This window comes from Allobacillus halotolerans, assembly GCF_018967645.1.
Classification (GTDB): domain Bacteria; phylum Bacillota; class Bacilli; order Bacillales; family Alkalibacillaceae; genus Allobacillus; species Allobacillus halotolerans.
The window spans coordinates 1-17,962 of sequence record NZ_JAHLZF010000021.1 but is presented as its reverse complement, the minus strand read 5'-3'; the positions used below and the strand labels follow the sequence as shown (position 1 = coordinate 17,962).

At 42.3% G+C, this 17,962-nt stretch carries 16 protein-coding genes; 1 reads left to right on the top strand and 15 read right to left on the bottom strand.

The features are described 5' to 3' along the window. Window positions 1-2: 2 nt before the first annotated feature. The 13 genes from KQ486_RS12040 to KQ486_RS11980 all read right to left on the bottom strand — a co-directional run bounded on the left by KQ486_RS12040 (window position 3) and on the right by KQ486_RS11980 (window position 14,035). Complete coding sequence (locus tag KQ486_RS12040) at window positions 3-674, bottom strand: CPBP family intramembrane glutamic endopeptidase (RefSeq protein WP_216687755.1); 672 nt, start codon at window positions 672-674, stop codon at window positions 3-5. Window positions 675-695: 21 nt separating this feature from the next. After that, entirely contained in the window at window positions 696-1,004 is a 309-nt protein-coding gene (locus KQ486_RS12035) for a DUF3870 domain-containing protein (RefSeq protein ID WP_144163037.1), read from the bottom strand. Between the two features lie 30 nt (window positions 1,005-1,034). Continuing rightward, complete coding sequence (locus KQ486_RS12030; RefSeq protein WP_216687754.1) at window positions 1,035-1,793, bottom strand: IclR family transcriptional regulator; 759 nt, start codon at window positions 1,791-1,793, stop codon at window positions 1,035-1,037. A gap of 153 nt (window positions 1,794-1,946) precedes the next feature. Continuing rightward, complete coding sequence (locus tag KQ486_RS12025) at window positions 1,947-3,119, bottom strand: saccharopine dehydrogenase family protein (protein ID WP_216687753.1); 1,173 nt, start codon at window positions 3,117-3,119, stop codon at window positions 1,947-1,949. A gap of 96 nt (window positions 3,120-3,215) precedes the next feature. Next, entirely contained in the window at window positions 3,216-4,751 is a 1,536-nt protein-coding gene (locus KQ486_RS12020) for an aldehyde dehydrogenase family protein (protein WP_144163043.1), read from the bottom strand. A 21-nt stretch (window positions 4,752-4,772) separates the two neighbouring features. Next, window positions 4,773-6,440 (bottom strand): thiamine pyrophosphate-dependent enzyme, encoded by a 1,668-nt coding sequence (locus KQ486_RS12015; RefSeq protein ID WP_216687752.1) that lies wholly within the window; start codon window positions 6,438-6,440, stop codon window positions 4,773-4,775. Continuing rightward, window positions 6,437-7,618 (bottom strand): LL-diaminopimelate aminotransferase, encoded by a 1,182-nt coding sequence (locus KQ486_RS12010; RefSeq protein WP_144163047.1) that lies wholly within the window; start codon window positions 7,616-7,618, stop codon window positions 6,437-6,439. The genes KQ486_RS12015 and KQ486_RS12010 overlap by 4 nt, the downstream gene beginning before the upstream one ends. Window positions 7,619-8,196: 578 nt before the next feature. Then, entirely contained in the window at window positions 8,197-8,454 is a 258-nt protein-coding gene (locus KQ486_RS12005; RefSeq protein ID WP_144163063.1) for an HPr family phosphocarrier protein, read from the bottom strand. A gap of 308 nt (window positions 8,455-8,762) precedes the next feature. Then, complete coding sequence (gene whiA, locus KQ486_RS12000; protein ID WP_216687751.1) at window positions 8,763-9,710, bottom strand: DNA-binding protein WhiA; 948 nt, start codon at window positions 9,708-9,710, stop codon at window positions 8,763-8,765. A 30-nt stretch (window positions 9,711-9,740) separates the two neighbouring features. Beyond that, window positions 9,741-10,700 (bottom strand): gluconeogenesis morphogenetic factor MgfK, encoded by a 960-nt coding sequence (gene mgfK, locus KQ486_RS11995; protein ID WP_216687750.1) that lies wholly within the window; start codon window positions 10,698-10,700, stop codon window positions 9,741-9,743. Further along, window positions 10,697-11,587: an RNase adapter RapZ gene (gene rapZ, locus KQ486_RS11990; RefSeq protein WP_216687749.1), complete on the bottom strand. Its 891-nt coding sequence runs from the start codon at window positions 11,585-11,587 to the stop codon at window positions 10,697-10,699. The genes mgfK and rapZ overlap by 4 nt, the downstream gene beginning before the upstream one ends. Window positions 11,588-11,978: 391 nt before the next feature. Further along, window positions 11,979-12,929 (bottom strand): thioredoxin-disulfide reductase, encoded by a 951-nt coding sequence (gene trxB, locus KQ486_RS11985; RefSeq protein ID WP_216687748.1) that lies wholly within the window; start codon window positions 12,927-12,929, stop codon window positions 11,979-11,981. A 101-nt stretch (window positions 12,930-13,030) separates the two neighbouring features. Next, window positions 13,031-14,035 carry a tetratricopeptide repeat protein gene (locus KQ486_RS11980; RefSeq protein WP_216687747.1) on the bottom strand — a complete coding sequence of 335 codons (1,005 nt, stop codon included), beginning with the start codon at window positions 14,033-14,035 and terminating at the stop codon, window positions 13,031-13,033. A 139-nt stretch (window positions 14,036-14,174) separates the two neighbouring features. On the opposite strand from KQ486_RS11980, the gene KQ486_RS11975 reads away from it, so the two are divergent. After that, entirely contained in the window at window positions 14,175-14,393 is a 219-nt protein-coding gene (locus tag KQ486_RS11975; protein WP_216687746.1) for a hypothetical protein, read from the top strand. Window positions 14,394-14,404: 11 nt separating this feature from the next. Here KQ486_RS11975 and KQ486_RS11970 read toward each other — a convergent pair whose 3' ends face one another. Beyond that, window positions 14,405-16,057 carry a glycerol-3-phosphate dehydrogenase/oxidase gene (locus tag KQ486_RS11970; RefSeq protein WP_216687745.1) on the bottom strand — a complete coding sequence of 551 codons (1,653 nt, stop codon included), beginning with the start codon at window positions 16,055-16,057 and terminating at the stop codon, window positions 14,405-14,407. A 25-nt stretch (window positions 16,058-16,082) separates the two neighbouring features. Beyond that, window positions 16,083-17,582, bottom strand: a complete 1,500-nt coding sequence (glpK, locus tag KQ486_RS11965) for a glycerol kinase GlpK (RefSeq protein ID WP_216687744.1) — start codon at window positions 17,580-17,582, stop codon at window positions 16,083-16,085. Between the last annotated feature and the right edge of the window lie 380 nt (window positions 17,583-17,962).

The window sequence follows — 17,962 nt, the reverse complement described above, 5'->3', positions numbered from 1 at the left end:
TTCTAGATCATCAACACAAACAATACAGCGAAAACATTCGCTACAAAATGTGATAGAGCGCTCATCCAAGCGTTATTGGTTTTATGAAAAATCACCCCGTAAAGAACACTGTTGATCAAGATGAACACTAAATCATAACCGACAATAAGAGTTGGTCCAATTGCAAAATGTCCTAACGTAAAGAATATAGACGTTACAAGAATGGCTGGCGCAATCGGCATGAAGTGACTCATCTGTTTTTGGAAGAATGCCCGCCAGGCAATCTCTTCGCCGAGTGCCATGACTGTAAGTTGGATGATCAAAAGAAAAATGACTTGAAAAGAGAGGGCAACTTCTGTTCGTTCTTGTAAATGAGTGAAAAATTCAGGTAAGAATAAAGCAGCGATTGATAGACTGAGGACATTCATGATTAGCGGTAGAACGAGCCAAAACCAATTCGGCTTCATTTTAAATTCAATGATAAATCGTGGAAGACTGAGTTCATGTGAGCCAAATAAATCTTGTCGTTTACTTCTGTATAGAATAAATCCGATGACGCCAACAAGAATCGAAATTCCTGCAATCGACAATTCAAAAAGGCTCAAAACAGATAAGACAATCATAGCCGAAACGAAAATCAATAAAATTCCTCGCAACTCCATCCCTACTTTCACAAAAAAATGTCCATAGATCATTCTATGAACATTCTTGGTTGTTTATTTTTTTTGTTGTTCATACTGTTTATATAAATCTTTCACTGCGGTAGCCAATGCGGATCCTGCTTTACCGAGGTAGTGCTCTTTGATGAGTTTGACAGGTTCCTCGATTCCGTCTTCCAAGCAATAACCTCTTAAAATCCGACTGATGAACTCCCGGCCATGTTCAGTCGCCAACGTACAGCTAACTTCAATGACGACGCCATGCTTCTTATCCAGTTCCGCTGTCACCGTCAGTGTTTCATAGATCGTTTGTGCAGCCATGCCTGCCGGTAATTTTGCATGACCTGCGACAAAGTATGTATTCATGCTCTCGACCTCCCTTTCACTCTTATTCTATCATTTTTTTGGAGCACCGAGAGCAATAGAAATTTGAGTTGCGGTATGTTGAATCTTCCTTTTCATATCTGTTAAGCGCTCTCCTTCAAAATGTTGTGAAAGACCACTAATGGTTAAGGCTGAAATAACATGACCTAGATGATTATAAATCGGATATGAAATACCGACCGTGTCTTCATCTTGTTCGCCATAACTGATTGAATATCCTTGTTTTTTTATCTTTTTTAATTCTTGTTGGAGTTTTTCTTGGTCGATCGGCTCGCCATTTTTTATCGATCGAAGTGGTTCGTGCATGAAAACGTGGTTCTGCTCTGTTTCATCCATGAAAGCCAATAATAGTTTCGGACCTGATCCAATATAAAGCGGAGAACTTTTACCCACCTGCGTGTATAGCCGGATGGCACGGTTGCTCTCCACTTTTTCTATATAAGTGGCATGTAAGTCGTTTTGGATAACCAGGTGAACAGCTTCGTTTATTTCCTGACCTAATTCCTCCATATAAGGCTTGGCGATCCTGCGAATATCCAGTTGATCGGCTACTAAATTTCCAAGCTCCAACAAACGCAATCCTAATCGATATTTCCCATTCGGCTCAGGATCCCTTGCCAAAAAATCTTCTTGTTCCAATGAACTGAGCAAACGATAGGCTGTCGCTTTTGGGAGTTCTGCTTTTTCTGCAATTTCCTTCAATGTCCATTCTGTCTGTTTCTCATCGAATAACTTCAATAGTTGCAAGGCTTTAATGACGCTCTGATTCATTGTTTTTCCCTCTTTCATCGATCTAACTTCCATTCGCAAGCGTTCCGCGACTACTTTTTATCGAGACATACCTCTATTTAGAGGGTAGTACGACAATTGCATCGTCTACACCCTAAAAGTAAAAATTTTTTCTAAAGAAATTTCGCTGTCTGTTTAAACATTGACATACGATTCATCTTCGTAGGTTGCCTCTTGGATGACGACGTCTCGCTTCGCCATTTCCTCGATATATTCTTTCCCAGGTACGATTTGTTCTGGTGGATAGACACCTTGTTGTTCAATCACACCAGACCCGATCATTTGAGCTACGACGGAAATTGTATTTGCTGTTGCACGTGCCATTGCCGTCACCTGGTTTTCCATGTCTTTCGTAGTTGTCATTTGGAATTGATGGTATTGTTTTTGACCATTTTTCTTGCCGCCAACGACCACACGAAGAAGGACGGCATCTTTCTTTTCCCCGAGCTCCACAAAAGGATCTAACGCTTTCAGAAGCACTTCCCGTGTATTAATTTTTTGTCCATCGATATCAACAAACGCATCCTTCGATGTTAAATTCAGGTCAACTAATAGCTTGAACTTTTCTGCATGACCAGGATAACGAATCGTTTTATATTCGAGTGTGTCAACGTCTGCGAACGTAATTGGCAATGTTGACGTCCCGCCGGATGTATGGAATGCTTCCAACTCCCCATATTCATCAAAATGAATGGATTCGACTTCTGTCAGTGCCTTCACTTCTTGTTTTTTCCCGTCGCGAATAATCAACGCTGGGTCGGTATAATGATCGAATAAACCTTCCATGGAAAAAACATGATTGTATTCCAGTGGCGGTTCAGGTTTTGCTGGAATTCCACCGACAAACAGCCGGATGGACTCGACTTCATCTAATTTGCTTGCCCCATAACCAGATAAAATGTTGATCATACCCGGAGCAACGCCCAAATCAGGAATGATCGTAACGCCTGCTTTTTTAGCTTCTTCTTTCATGCCCAATACTTTATCCGTAATATTACCGATATGGCCACCGAGGTCGACGGATGATACACCGACTTTGATCGCTGTTTGAGCGACTTTTTCATTAAAAGAATAAAAAAGTGCATTGATGATGACATCAAAATTCCGCATATAATCGGCAAGTTCCACATCGTTTGAAGCATCGACTTGGTAGGCTGTCAATTTCGGTGAATTTAGCTGATCACAAACATGCTTCGCCTGGTCAAATGCTAAATCTGCCAAACCAACCTCTGTCACTTGTTCGCTATTCACTAAATCTCTCGCCGCTTCTTTCCCCATTAATCCAGACCCTAACACTCCTATTTTCATCCTGTGTCCTCCCCATGTAAACAGATTTAACCGGCAAGCTGATCCACCCAACCAACTTGCCGATTGTTTAACATTCGATTCAATTTTTATAGACGTTTAGTTATCAATTTGTGCACGTTGAAGCTTTCCGCTGTAATCCACATAGACCGCTCTCCACTCTGTAAAGACATCCAGTGCTGCTTGACCGGAATCACGGTGGCCGTTTCCTGTGCCTTTTGTTCCACCGAACGGTAAGTGAATTTCAGCACCCGTTGTTCCAGCGTTTACATAAACAATCCCTGTATCCAAGTCACGTTGTGCTTTAAAGACTTGATTGGCATCCTGGGTGAAAATAGAACTGGACAGTCCGAATTCCACACTGTTGTTCACTTCGACGGCTTCTTCATAACTTTCCACTGGGATGATTGACAGAACAGGTCCAAAAATTTCTTCTTGGGCAATACGTGCGTTCGGTTTTACGTCCGTAAATAATGTCGGTTCAAAGTAATAACCGGATTCATATTTCCCTTCCGTCAATTCACTTCCGCCAGTAAGTAGCTTGCCTTCTTCTTTTCCGATTTCAATATATTTCTTGATTTTATCAATGCCGCCTTGATTGATGATCGGACCAACTTTAATGTCATCATTTAACCCGTCACCGATTTTCAAGTTTTTCATTTCTTCTAATATATGTTTTTCAAGGTCTTCTTTCACTTTTTCATGGACGATAACTCGGCTTGTGGCGGTACAACGTTGACCACTCGTACCAAATGCACCCCATACGATTCCTTGTGCCGCTAATTCTAAGTCAGCATCATCCATGACGATGACTGCGTTTTTACCGCCCATCTCAAGCGATACTTTTTTCAACTGACGTCCACATTCAGAAGCAATATTTCGGCCTACTTCATTGGATCCTGTAAATGAAATCACTCGTAGGTCGTCATGATGCACCATCGCATCGCCGACGTCGCCTCCTGAACCGAAAACAACGTTGACAACGCCTTTTGGCAATCCAGCTTCTTCAAAAATTTTCGCCATTTCATAAGCCATTAATGGCGTTTCTGTTGCTGGCTTCCAGACGACTGTATTTCCTGCCACAATTGCCGGGAAAGATTTCCATGTCGCAATGGCAATAGGGAAATTCCATGGCGTAATGATTCCAACGACACCCACTGGCGCGCGAACACTCATTGCGAATTTATTTTTCAACTCCGCAGGAACCGTATGACCGAATAAACGACGTCCTTCTCCAGCCATATAAAAGGCCATATCGATACCTTCCTGAACTTCTCCGCGCGCTTCCTCTAACACCTTTCCGTTTTCTTGCGTCAAAATTTGTGAAAGATGTTCTTTACGTTCTTTCATCATTTGACCGATATCATATAAAATTTCTGCACGCATTGGCGCTGGCTCGAGTGACCATTCTTTCTGTGCTTTTTTCGCTGCTGCTACAGCTTCGTTAACATCGTCGGTTCCGGATAGTGGTACGTCGACTAATTTTTTACCGTTAGCGGGATTGACAACATCCCCGTACTGATCCGTCTTCGGTTCAACCCATTCGCCTCCGATGAAATTTTTCAGTTGGCTGACATCTACTTTACCAACTGATGTTTCTCCGATATCACTTCTTTGATCCACTTTGCTTGTCATGCTTATCCCCTCCAATAGAATTTATGATTGATTACGCAAATCATTAATCGTTTTCTTAATCGAAATTTGTTCAGGATCGGTCATAATTTCGATGACCGTCGGTGTAGTGGTATCCATGGCTTGTGATAAAGCACGCTGAAATTCTTCCGCTCGTTCAACTAAAATTCCTTTTGCACCGAGACCTTCAGCAATTTGAACGAAATTGACGCTTCCTAAATTGGTACCAATCACTTTTTCCGGATAGTGCATTTCTTGGTGCATGCGGATAGTACCGTACATATGATTGTTGAATACAAGGTGAATTGTCGCGAGATTGTTTCTGGCTGCCGTTTCAATCTCCTGCAACGTCATCATGAATCCTCCATCACCCGATAAGGAAACGACATGCCGCTTGGGATGAGCAAACTTCGCTCCGATGGCCGCTGGAACACCATAGCCCATCGCGCCTGATGTTGGTCCTACATAGGTGTTGCTCTCATTAAACGGAAAGTACGTATGGAGCCATCCTGCAAAATTGCCTGCGTCATTTGTGTAAATCGTGTCGCTCGGCAATTGTTTCGCCAGTTGATCGATGACAAAACTGTTAATCGGCGAATGTTCATCTAATTGAAGTGTGGATGCTTTTTCATACGCTTCACGTCGTTCACTCGCCCACTGTTTCCATGTCGGTTGGATGGTTAGCTGATAACATGTTTCTAATGCTTCTTTGGCATCTGCCTGGATACCTAACTGAGGTGCATACACTTTTCCCAACACTTCATCTGATATGTCGATATGAACCAATTTATGACTCGTTGAAAGAATTGAGTAATCCTGTGTTGTCACTTCAGATAAGCGTGTACCAACGGCCAGGACGGTGTCAGCATTTTTCACCGTGTCAATGATGTTCGGATTCGTTCCTAACCCTAAATGACCGCAAAATAACGGATGATTATGTGGGAAAACATCATGACGTCTAAAAGCTGTGATCACCGGCAAGTGAAATTTCTCAGCGAAGGCGACGAGCGCTTCTTCAGCCTGTGAGCTTTTTATGCCACCACCTGCAATGACAACCGGTTGCTTGCTTTCAGCTAATAAATTTTCTAGCTTACTCACCTCAGATTGCGAAGGTGTTGGTCGCGGTTTGGTGAATGGTGGACCGGGCTCTGCGTCACATACTTCTTTTAACACATCCTCCGGCAATGAAATGACGACTGGGCCGGGACGTCCAGATTGTGCAACGCGAAATGCCCGTTGCATGATTTCAATGGCTCGGTCGCCGTCTTGAAGTTCATACGTCCACTTGGAGATTGGTTTAAAAAATTGGTCCAAATCGACCTCTTGGAAGCCTTCCCGCCCACGGAATTTACTGTGAACTTGCCCGAGGAGTACAATCATTGGTGTGGAATCTTGGTAAGCTGTATGGACACCGATTGTCAAATTGGCACCGCCTACACCACGGGTTGCCATGACAACGCCAACTTTTCCACTCGCCTTCGCGTATCCTTCCGCCATAAATGCAGCTCCACCTTCATGTCGGTTGGATACAAGCTCAATGGTTGAAGAGTCATAAATGGCATCCATGACTGGTAAGTAACTCTCGCCAGGAACGCAAAAGACTTTATCGACTTCTTCACGCTCCATCACCGAGACAATTCCTTGAGCCCCGTTTATTTGTGATTGTTTTTTCAAGGATTGCACAGAATTCATAGCTCTTTCGCTCCTTCCTTGCTGAACTGCTTCATGCGATCGACGGCTTCCTGTAACCGGTCTGTCGGTACCGACAACGATACACGGAAATAACCTTCTCCCCCCGATCCGAAAGCCGAACCTGGAGTAACGATCACCCCCGCTTTCATCAGTAATTCATCCGCAAATTCAGCTGACGTATAACCTTCTGGTACAGGTGCCCAAATGAAGAACGTTGCTTTCGGCCGGTCGACTTCGATCCCGAGCGCTTGCAGACCTTCCAGCATGTCATCCATTCGTTTTTCATAAATCGCATTATTCGCTTTCACCGACTGCAAATCACTTCGTAAAGCTGCTGTTCCCGCTTTTTGAATCGGTATGAATTGTGACGTGTCGGTGTTGTTCTTCACCGTAGACAGTGCTCGAATCATCTCTGGGTTTCCTACGACATAACCGATTCGCCAACCGGTCATATTAAAGCTTTTTGAAAGGGAACCGAATTCAACGCCAACTTCTTTTGCGCCAGGAACTTGCATTAAGCTCGGTGCTTGGTAATCCCCATAAGTCACGAGGCTATACGCGGCATCTTGTGCTAGCATTGTCTGGTGTTGCTTTGCTTTTGTAACCGCTTCCAAAAATGTGTCAATGGTTACCGTACCTGCAGTGGGATTACTCGGGTAATTGAGTAACATTAATGTTGCTAGATCCCACTCCTCGCTAGTCAGTTGTGAAAAGTCTGGACGAAATCCATCTTCTGCATTTAGTTGATAATGATGCGCTTTTGCACCCGCCAAATGGATCGCTGCTTGATAAACCGGGTACCCTGGGTTTGGTACAAGTACGCTTTCACCAGGGTTCACAACAGCTGTAATCAAATTAGCAATGCCTTCCTTTGAACCGATTAACGCAAGGATTTCCGTTTCCGGATCAAGGTCAACATCGTATTGTGTTTTGTAAAAGTGAGCTACGGCTTCTCTGTATTCAGGAATTCCAAAGTAGTTAGAATACCGATGATTCTCAGGCTTTCTTACTTCCTCTACTAACCGGTCAATGACGAAGTCCGGTGCCGGCAAATCAGGTGCACCAATCCCTAAATCAATGACATCTACTCCTTGAGCTTCGAGATCCTTTTTCTTTCGTTGAAACTCAGAGAATACATATGGAGGCAATGTATTGACACGTTCCGAAGTATACTCCAACCATGTTCCACTCCCCTCTTTCTATTTCATTAAATGAAATAATATTTCATTAGATGACTTTATCACTCATTATATAAAAGACGTTACATTATTTCAATACTTAAAATAAAATTAATTTTTAGATAATTTGTTGGTTATTGTCGATTACTATGCTGATCCTGGAACTCGTTTAGGAGTGGCTAGATTTTTTATTGGCGGGTTCATTCGATTTATCGGCGGGTTTGCTCGTTCATCGGGCGGCTCGATCTGTTTATCGGATAGCTAGACCTGCTTATCGAGCGGTTGGATTCGCTCATCGGGCGCCTGGAAAAGCGCATCGGGTGGCTTCACTTGATTTTTCGACGGCTTGTACACAGAATTCGACGGCTTCAGCTCACTTTTCGACGGCTAACACACGGAATTCGACGGCTTCAGCTCATTATTCGATGGCTCCCACACAATATTCGATGGCTCGAACACGGAATTCGACGGCTTCACGTGAGTTTTCGACGGCTGCAGCAAAACACGCGCCATTCTCCAAAAACAAAAAACTGTTCAATAGGATTTCTCCCATGAACAGTTTGATGAAAAAAGAGGGTCTATGATTCAGCGGTAATGAATTGACTCAGCTTTTCGATCGCTTCGTCTTCATCTGGTCCGTCTGCTTGGATGCCTACAACTTCATTCATACCAATGGCCAAGCTCATTACACCCATTATACTTTTGGCATTGACCTGCTTTCCGCCTTTCTCCAAAAAAATCTCTGCAGAAAAACGGTTGGCTTCTTGGACAAATTTCGCTGCAGGTCTCGCTTGTAGTCCTGGATCGATTTTTACAGTAAGTTCTCTTTCAACCACTTTCATTACTCCCCTCTTCAAAAATCAGCTTATTAATACAATATTATAGCATGTTCTATTGCTTATTTAAAAGGCTTTGTTAAAGGCCGTTGTTGATATTGTGATCCGCTACCGGTGGGCGCTTTCCGCGGGCACGGCTCGAGCCTCCTCGGAAGAAAGACACTTCCTGCGGGGTCTCGAGACTCGTGCTATTCCCGCAGGAGTCGCCACCTTCGCTTCTCACAATTCAACAACTCAATGCAACATCATTAGAAAATCAACACTAAACCTTAACAGAGCCATTTAAAAAGAACGATACATTTTATTTATTAATTTTGCAACAGTTCACCTTTTCGTAATTTCTCTGCAAATTCATCAATTCGTTTCAGTCGATGATTGATTCCAGACTTGCTGATTTTTCCGGTTGTCGATAGTTCGCCGAGTTCCTTTAAGGAAACATCTTGATGTTCCAGTCTCAGTTTAGCGACTTCTTGAAGTTTTTCAGGTAGCGACTCCAAACCAACCGTATCATCTATGAATTTAATGTTTTCAACTTGACGAAAGGCGGCACCGATTGTTTTATTTAAATTCGCTGTATCACAATTGACCAGGCGATTCACGGAATTTCGCATGTCCCGCATAATCCGAACATCTTCAAACTTTAATAAAGCTTGGTGCGCTCCGATAATAATCAAAAAATCAGTAATTTTCTCTGCTTCTTTTAAATACGTAATATAGCCGTTTTTCCGTTCATGAGTCTTAGCGGATAAATCAAATTGATTCATTAAGTCACAAAGCGCTTCATTATGATCCTCATAAAATGAGAAAATTTCCATATGATATGACGATGTTTCCGGATTATTGACAGAGCCACCTGCCATAAACGCTCCTCTTAGATAGGCGCGTTTACAGCAATCTTTCTCCATAATTTCCTGGGAAATATGTCGAATAAAAGTCAGTGGCTCCTGCAAAATATTCATATCAGTCAATAGATGTTTGGCACCTTCAGATATTCGAACGATATAAACATTATTTTTCTTCAAACGCATTTTTTTCCGGACAAGCAATTCAACTGGAAGTCCGTATATATTTTTAATCAACGTATAAATCCGGCGAGCAATCGCTGCATTTTCTGTTTGAATATCCAACGTATATTTACGGTTGGAAAATGAAAGCGTACCATTCATTCGAATCAAAGCAGAGAGCTCAGACTTTTGACAGCAATGATCTGCTTCAATCGTTGTTAATTCTTTTTTTGTTTCCGATGCAAAAGACATCGCGCATTCTCCTCTATATTATCCTCATCACTATTGTACCAATTCATGCAGGATCTTGGCGATTTCATGCTCATTATGTTTCAAAGTTCCATCTTCATGTAAGTTTGCAATATTTCCCCGAACGACTTCAACACCCAATTGTTGGATAACTTCATCATCGCATAAGACCGGTTCAGCTTTTTCTTTTTCATATTCTGCGATAATCTGATTGGAAATTTCCTTATTATGAACAATGATTCGATCTAAAAAGGATTGGTTCGCATGTTGATGAATCGCTCGAATATGGTCAGAAGCTTTATAATGACTCGTTTCACCGTACTGGGTCATAATATTACACACATAAACAGAAGTTGCTTTTGTTTTATTTAATGCTTCCTGAATTTTCGGTGCAATCAAGTTCGGCAAAATACTTGTGTATAAGCTACCAGGTGCAATGACGATTAATTCGGCTTGCTCAATTGCCCGGATTGCTTCTGGTAATGGCTCTACGTCATCAGTATCATAAAAGACACGTTTAATTCGCTTTCCTACTTCAGGAATTTGCGACTCCCCACGGATGACGGACCCATCTTCAAACTCCGCCTTCAAGTACATGTTTGAATTGGAGATCGGATAGATGCGCCCTTTCACATTAAACACGCGCGAAATTTCCTTGATGCCTTTATAGAAATCACCAGTGATTGATGTCATTCCAGCCAAAATTAAATTTCCAAGCGCATGACCGGATAAACCATTTCCATTTTCAAATCGATGTTGAAAAAGCTTTAATAACGTTGGCTCTACCGCAGACATCGAAGCAATTACTTTCCGTATATCACCAGGTGCAGGTATGGCGAGGTCTTCTCTCAATCGGCCCGTACTTCCTCCATCGTCAGCTACGGTAACGATTGCAGACAAATTAACCGGATACTTTCTCAATCCTCGCAGTAAAACCGGCATCCCGGTTCCTCCCCCGATGACCACAACTTTTGGGCCATTTATATCTGTCATTTTTTAACTTTTCCCCTTTTTTTATCGATATCTCTATGATACACATGGGTTGTATAATTTCTGCCTAAAATGTCACCTAACTTCTCGGATAAGGCAACCGAGCGATGCTGTCCACCTGTACATCCGATTCCAATGACCAATTGGCTTTTGCCTTCGCGCACATAATGCGGCAACATGTATTCGAGTAAATCCTTCAGTTTCCTCATAAATGTTCGTGTCTCTTTCCATTTGAATACATAAGACGAAACTTCATGATTTTTACCAGTCAAATCTCTCATGGAGTCGACGTAATGAGGGTTCGGCAGGAAACGAACATCGAACACTAAATCCGCATCAATTGGAACACCATGTTTGAATCCAAACGAGACGATTTGAACGGAAAAAACTTGCTGTTTCTTCTCCTTGAAATGGTCGGTAATTTTCTGTCGTAGTTCTTTGGCAGGTAGTTGATCCGTATGTAGAATGGTTTGAGCACGGCCTTTTAGCTCATCTAAAATTTGTCGTTCCTGCTTAATCCCTTCTAACGGTAATCCTTCAGGTACCAATGGATGTGATCGCCTTGTCTCTTTATAACGGGTGACAAGCGTTTGGTCTTCTGCATCCAAAAATAATACGTGCTCCGCAATTCGATCGTCTTCAGCGAGTTGATCGAGCGTTTCGTACAACGTATCAAAAAACTCTCTGCCACGTAAATCCATGACAACAGCGAGCTTTTTATTCTCTTCTTGGTTATCCTTCATCAATTCTAAGAACTTCGGGAGTAAAGTCGGTGGTAAGTTATCGACACAAAAATATCCGAGATCTTCAAAGCTATGAACAGCTACTGTCTTTCCGGCACCAGACATTCCTGTAACGATGACTAACTCAACTTTCGACTTATCTTCCATGCGATCACCTTTTCTTCCTTTTATTTAGACGGTTGTTTTTCTATATATATTTACATAAATGGTTTGGTATGTTTAAGCGATCCGATTCTACGATTTGTGAAAGAGTTGACCGTGTTTAACTAAGTTGACCCTAACATGTATTGATCGTGCTTAAAATGTTTCCTTTCCTTCCATTATACAATGGATTGACGGATCCACCAAAGAAAATCGAACATTCTCTTAGATGATTCCGATATTCAATTAAGTATTTTTCATCAAAAAAACACAGGCAGTTTATAAAACTACCTGTGCGTGAAACAATATATTGAATAAAGGGGGTCAATATTTACTTACATTGTACCCGATAATTATTGCAACCGTGTTACAACAGCGTTAAAACCCTTTTACTTTTTTATTTCTTTGCTGCACTGATCTTTTCCATTAAATCTTCAATATACGATTGAGCGCGTTGTCCCGCGATACTTCCGTCACTTGTTGCCGTAACGATTTGGCGTAGTTCTTTTTCACGAACATCACCAGCTGCAAAAATTCCTGGAATGCTTGTTTCCATATTTTCATTCGTTACAACTTGGTTTTCATCGTTTAAGATTCCCAGACCTTTAAACGGGTCACTTAATGGAAGCAATCCGATGTAAATGAATACACCATCAATTTCTTCCTCGCGCTCTTCACCCGTTTGGTTATTGACGAGAACAGCTGTTTTTACTTGGCCGTCCCCTTTAATTTCCTTCATTTCAGTATTCCAATAAAAATCAATTTTTTCATTTTCAAAGGCACGGTCCTGAAGGATTTTTTGGGCACGTAGTTCATCCCGGCGGTGCACAATCGTTACCCGATCAGCAAAGCGCGTCAGATAGATTCCTTCCTCAACAGCAGAGTCTCCTCCGCCGACAACGAAAAGTCTTCTTTCTTTAAAGAAAGCTCCGTCACATACGGCACAATAAGAAACACCGCGTCCAGCAAACTCTTCTTCACCAGGGATTCCTAGCTTCTTGTACTCGGCACCAGTAGAAATGATGATCGAGCGTGTGCGGAACTCTTGGTCTCCTGCTTTAACGACTTTATAATCACCAAAATCTTCAACCGATTGAATATCACCATAAGCATACTCTGCACCAAATTTCTGTGCGTGTTCAAACATTTTGGTCGATAAATCCGGTCCTAATATATGATCGAAACCTGGGTAGTTTTCGACATCTTGTGTGTTAGCCACTTGGCCACCAGGCATTCCTCTTTCAAGCATCAATGTGTCCAAATTGGCACGTGACGTATAAACAGCTGCCGTCATTCCAGCAGGTCCTGCGCCAGCAATAATTACATCATACATACGTTCATCAGTCATGAATCCTCACTCCTTTTATCAAACATCCTACTACATCATATTCCATTATTCTGCGTTCGACAAACGTTCAGCTCAAACGCTTCCGTGGATGCTTGAAGCCATCAAAATTGGTTGATGAAATCCGCTAAATCCGGATGTTTTTTACAACCTTGATCCCAAATCTGCTCAGCTTTTTTCACCTGGCCAATTTGTTTTAAAGCATAACCATACCAAAGATAATAATTCAAAAAGCCGGAAACATTCCCAGCCTGGATTTTGTGAAATCGCTGGACTGCTTCTTCGCATGCATTGACTTGAGACAGGATGACAGCTATTTTTAGCTTTTGTGAATCGTAGGTCGGATATACGTTGTTCAATGATTCAATCAGCTCATCAGCTATCGCTTGTTGATTCGTGTGGTAATAAAAATAGATCAAATTGAGTCGACTATGAAGCGAACTGGAATCTTGTTCGAACCAAGACTCTTCTAATGTGATAGCAACATCTTCTTTTCCTAGTCGAAATAGTGCATAGGCGTAATCATGCCGTGCTGGAATATATTCTGGGAATTGAACCATCATTTCTTCCAAAATTTCAATCGCTTTATCCCATTCTTGATGCTCCAAATAATAATAGGATGATTCTTGGCAAATAAAGAATTCGTCTTCCTCATCCATCTCCAACTCATCATCCAGATCTTCAAGCATTACCTGATTTATGAGCGCAATCAATTCTCTCACATCATCTGAAAATTCACCATCAGGTGCTTCAGATAAATATTCTGTCGCATACCGCTTCGCTTCCTGAAAGAGACCTAAATGCGCATAATTATTCGCCAAAAGATAATACCCGTCGACATAATTTTCATCCAATTCAACGACACGCTGCAACAATTCATTCGCTCGGTGATATTGGTGCAATTCCGTGTATAGTACCGACAACTGGCTGAGAAAAAGTGGATTATCCGGTGAACACTCGATTGCCTTCTTGATCCATTTTTCCGCACGTGAAAATTGCTTTCGTTGAAAAGCTTTCACTCCATGGGAAAAATAGAACTGGCTATCCGCACGAAACGGGACCACATTTCCTTCTAAATTATTTTTCTGCTTCATACTTGATGTTTGCATAAAGGCCTCCTACAGAACTCATCAAAATTCTCTCCTTTTAGTATAACATATACCAAATATTCACAGTAGGTATATTTAGGAAGGAGAACATTCGGTCGGACTTTCGCGAAAAATGAATGCAACGATCTAATGAAGGCGGATGATCGTTCAAAGGGATGCGCTGAACGTTCAAAGATTTACGTTGATCGTTCAAAGGGATGCGCTGAACGTTCAAAAGTTTACGTTGACCGTTCAAAGGGATGCGCTGAACGTTCAAAAGTTTACGTTGACTGTTCAAAGGGATGCGCTGAACGTTCAAAAAGCGCGTGTAACCGAAACAAAATATAAAAAAAGATTAGAGCGTGGACTCTCGCTCTAATCTTTTCATCTCTATTTCATTTCTTCTTTCACAGGGTTTTGGGCTTCGTAAATTGCTTTTTCCAACTCTTCCGTATGTTGTTTCATCTCTTCGTCATCCCATTGGAAGTAATCTTTCATTTCCTGGATGACTGGCTTTTTATATTTTTTCACAAAGTCAATGTCAAAGAAGAGTGCGCCTGTTCGTCGGATAAAGAAGTCAACCGGTTTATAGACTGCTTCGTATTCGAGCGTATACATTAATTCTGCCCAAATATCAGCTTCTAAAAATACATGTTCATGCATGGCTGTCTCATAATAGTTGATTAGTTTTTCGGTATTCGCTCCATATCGGTTCATCCATTTTTCGAGCATTTCTTCTGGATAACCGGTGTTGAGCACTTTTTTCTTAAACTGTTTGAACCCTTTCGAACCACCGACTTCACCGCCAGCGAGTGGCATTTTTTTCGTTTTCGACTCAGGGAGCTTCCGGCCATTCTCAGCTTTCCATTGGGAAGCGACGAGGTCGACGATACTCTCAGCCATTTTTCGATAGCCTGTCAGTTTGCCTCCTGCAATAGAGATCAACTGAGAATCAGATACGAAAATTTCATCTTTCCGTGAGATTTCTGATGGGTCTTTACCTTCTTGCTGAATGAGTGGTCGAATCCCAGACCAAGAAGATTCGATGTCTTGTTCATTCACGTTCACTGTCGGGAACATCTCATGAATGGCCCGCATCAAGTATGCTCGGTCTTGTAATGAAGCGGTTGGATTCTCAAAATCTCCTGTATATGCTGTGTCCGTCGTCCCTACATACGTTTTTCCGTCTCTTGGAATCGCAAAAATCATTCGGCCATCAGGCGAATCAAAATAAATCGCTTGGGTCAGTGGAAATACAACACTATCGAATACAAGATGAATTCCTTTTGTATGGAAAAGCGGTTTTTTCAGCTTCGGATTGTCTTTCGAACGCAATTCATCCACCCATGGTCCTGCAGCGTTGACGACTTTCTCTGCATAGACCGAAGCGGATTCATCATTCAATTGATCGACCGCATGAACCCCGACAACTTTTCCATCACGATATAAAAACTGGTCGACTTTCATGTAATTGAAAGCGATCGCTCCATTTTCAACAGCTTTTTTTAATATTTCCATTGTCAATCGTGCATCATCGGTTTTGTACTCAACATAATAGCCGCTTCCTTCTAGGCCTTCGCGGCGCAACAATGGCTCGTTGTTCAGCGTTTCCTCTTTGCTGAGCATTTTTCGTCGTTCTTTCTTTTTCACGCCTGCCAGAAAATCGTACAGTCTTAAGCCGATATTCGTCGTAAACGGACCGAACGTCCCTTCATCATAAAAGGGCAGCAGCATCCATTCCGGTGTTGTAATATGTGGCCCGTTTTCATAAACGATTTCTCGTTCTTTACCGACTTCCGCTACCATTTTAATTTCAAAGTTTTTCAAATATCGTAAGCCACCGTGAACGAGCTTGGTCGAGCGACTGGAAGTTCCAGCTGCGAAGTCTTGCATTTCGAATAACGCAACACTCAAGCCTCTTGTCACAGCATCCAAAGCAATGCCGGCACCGGTAATCCCGCCACCGACTATAATAAGGTCAAATGACTGATTTAATTGCTGCTTAGCTTCTTGTCTATGTTTATTGGAAAATGTATTGGTCAAAAAAACCACCCCCTCACGAGAAAAATCAATTCCCTTCCGTAAATGCTTGTGTCGCTTTCACGGCACGTTTCCATCCTTGATAAAGCTCGTTGCGAATATTGTCCTCCATAACTGGCTCAAATAAACGGTCTACAGCCCACTGATTTTCAATCTCTTCTTTATTCGACCAAAAACCGACGGCAAGTCCTGCCAAATAAGCTGCACCTAGAGCTGTTGTTTCATTCACAACTGAGCGTTCTACAGGCACATTTAATAGATCACTTTGAAATTGCATTAAAAATTCATTTTTCACTGCTCCACCATCGACTCGAAGTTTTTTCAAATCAATCGAGGAATCGTCAATCATTGCATTGACGACATCTTTCGTTTGATATGCGATCGATTCCAAGGTTGCACGGATGAAATGTTCCTTATCTGTTCCACGGGTCAAACCAAAGACGGCACCACGGGCTTTACTGTCCCAATAAGGTGTTCCTAGACCAACGAAAGCCGGTACGACATAGACGCCTTCTGTTGATTCAACTCGTTTTGCATACCGCTCACTGTGAGGCGTCCGCTTGATCATCCGCAGTCCATCACGCAGCCACTGGATGGCAGAACCCGCAACGAAAATACTGCCTTCCAGCGCATAATTCACTTCCCCGTCAAGTCCCCAGGCAAGTGTCGTCAACAATCCGTTTTTTGATGATACTGCCTCTTTTCCCGTATTCATTAACATGAAACATCCCGTGCCATACGTGTTTTTGGCCATTCCTTTTTCAAAACAAGCTTGCCCGAATAATGCCGCTTGTTGGTCCCCACACGCGCCAGCAATCGGAATATTTTCACCGAGAAAATGATAGCTGATCGTCTCGCCGTAGATTTCCGAAGATGGCCGAACTTCTGGCAGCATCGATTTCGGTACACCGAGAATATCGAGTAATTCATTGTCCCATGTTAATTCATGAATATTGTACATCAATGTACGCGAAGCATTCGAATAGTCTGTTACATGAACTTGCTGACCGGTCAACTGGTAAATCAGCCATGTATCGATGGTTCCGAACATAAGCTCACCCGCTTCAGCTTGTTCCTTTGCTCCTTCCACTTGATCCAAAATAAACTTTACTTTCGTTCCTGAAAAATAAGGATCAATTAAAAGCCCGGTTTTTTTACGAAACAACTCTTCATACCCTTGATCTTTCAATTCCTGACAAATATTTTCGGTTTGACGTGACTGCCAAACAATCGCTTTATGAATCGGCTTCCCCGTCTTCCGTTCCCAAACAATGGTCGTCTCACGCTGATTGGTAATCCCAATTCCAGCCACTTGACTTGGATGCAAGTCTGCCTTCCGCAACACGTTTGTAATGCAGGATTGCACAGACGTCCAAATCTCATTTGCGTCATGCTCAACCCAGCCTGGTTGTGGAAAATATTGTTGGAATTCCTCTTGCGCCGTCTCGACGATCTCGCCTTTATGATTAAATAAAATTGCCCGCGAGCTCGTCGTTCCTTGATCCAATGCCATCATGAACTTTTCCATCGTCAAACACTCCCTCAATACTTCCGTTTAACATTCTTCTATAACCATCTTATCAAAAGCCACTCATAAAAGAACAGCAAACAGGTATAGAGAATATTTATTTTGAAGTCTTTAGGACTGCGTCGCATTTTCTATAAGACTTTCTGGGAATATTTTTGGTCCGTTCGGGGGGATAGAGCACCTCTATAAGACTTTCCGGCGATTTTTCTTGGCCATTCGAGGGTATAGAGACCCCCTATAAGACTTTCCGGCAATTTTTTTCAGTCGCTCGGGGGTATAGAGCCTCTCTATAAGACTCTCCAGCATGGTATGTCAACACTAAATTGGACAAATTTTTTAAGGTGTTATGATATACTTCTCGAATCTATTGTACGCCGCCT

Excerpts from the sequence above, each read along its gene's own strand:
- KQ486_RS11975 (WP_216687746.1), top strand. The coding sequence starts at position 14,175 with ATGATCGTTCAAAGGGATGCGCTGAACGTTCAAAGATTTACGTTGATC.
- KQ486_RS11980 (WP_216687747.1), bottom strand. The coding sequence starts at position 14,035 with ATGCAAACATCAAGTATGAAGCAGAAAAATAATTTAGAAGGAAATGTG.
- whiA (WP_216687751.1), bottom strand. The coding sequence starts at position 9,710 with ATGTCTTTTGCATCGGAAACAAAAAAAGAATTAACAACGATTGAAGCA.
- KQ486_RS12030 (WP_216687754.1), bottom strand. The coding sequence starts at position 1,793 with ATGAATCAGAGCGTCATTAAAGCCTTGCAACTATTGAAGTTATTCGAT.
- KQ486_RS12040 (WP_216687755.1), bottom strand. The coding sequence starts at position 674 with ATGATCTATGGACATTTTTTTGTGAAAGTAGGGATGGAGTTGCGAGGA.
- KQ486_RS12020 (WP_144163043.1), bottom strand. The coding sequence starts at position 4,751 with ATGACAAGCAAAGTGGATCAAAGAAGTGATATCGGAGAAACATCAGTT.
- mgfK (WP_216687750.1), bottom strand. The coding sequence starts at position 10,700 with ATGACAGATATAAATGGCCCAAAAGTTGTGGTCATCGGGGGAGGAACC.
- KQ486_RS12015 (WP_216687752.1), bottom strand. The coding sequence starts at position 6,440 with ATGAATTCTGTGCAATCCTTGAAAAAACAATCACAAATAAACGGGGCT.
- rapZ (WP_216687749.1), bottom strand. The coding sequence starts at position 11,587 with ATGGAAGATAAGTCGAAAGTTGAGTTAGTCATCGTTACAGGAATGTCT.
- KQ486_RS12025 (WP_216687753.1), bottom strand. The coding sequence starts at position 3,119 with ATGAAAATAGGAGTGTTAGGGTCTGGATTAATGGGGAAAGAAGCGGCG.
- glpK (WP_216687744.1), bottom strand. The coding sequence starts at position 17,582 with ATGGAAAAGTTCATGATGGCATTGGATCAAGGAACGACGAGCTCGCGG.
- KQ486_RS12035 (WP_144163037.1), bottom strand. The coding sequence starts at position 1,004 with ATGAATACATACTTTGTCGCAGGTCATGCAAAATTACCGGCAGGCATG.
- trxB (WP_216687748.1), bottom strand. The coding sequence starts at position 12,929 with ATGACTGATGAACGTATGTATGATGTAATTATTGCTGGCGCAGGACCT.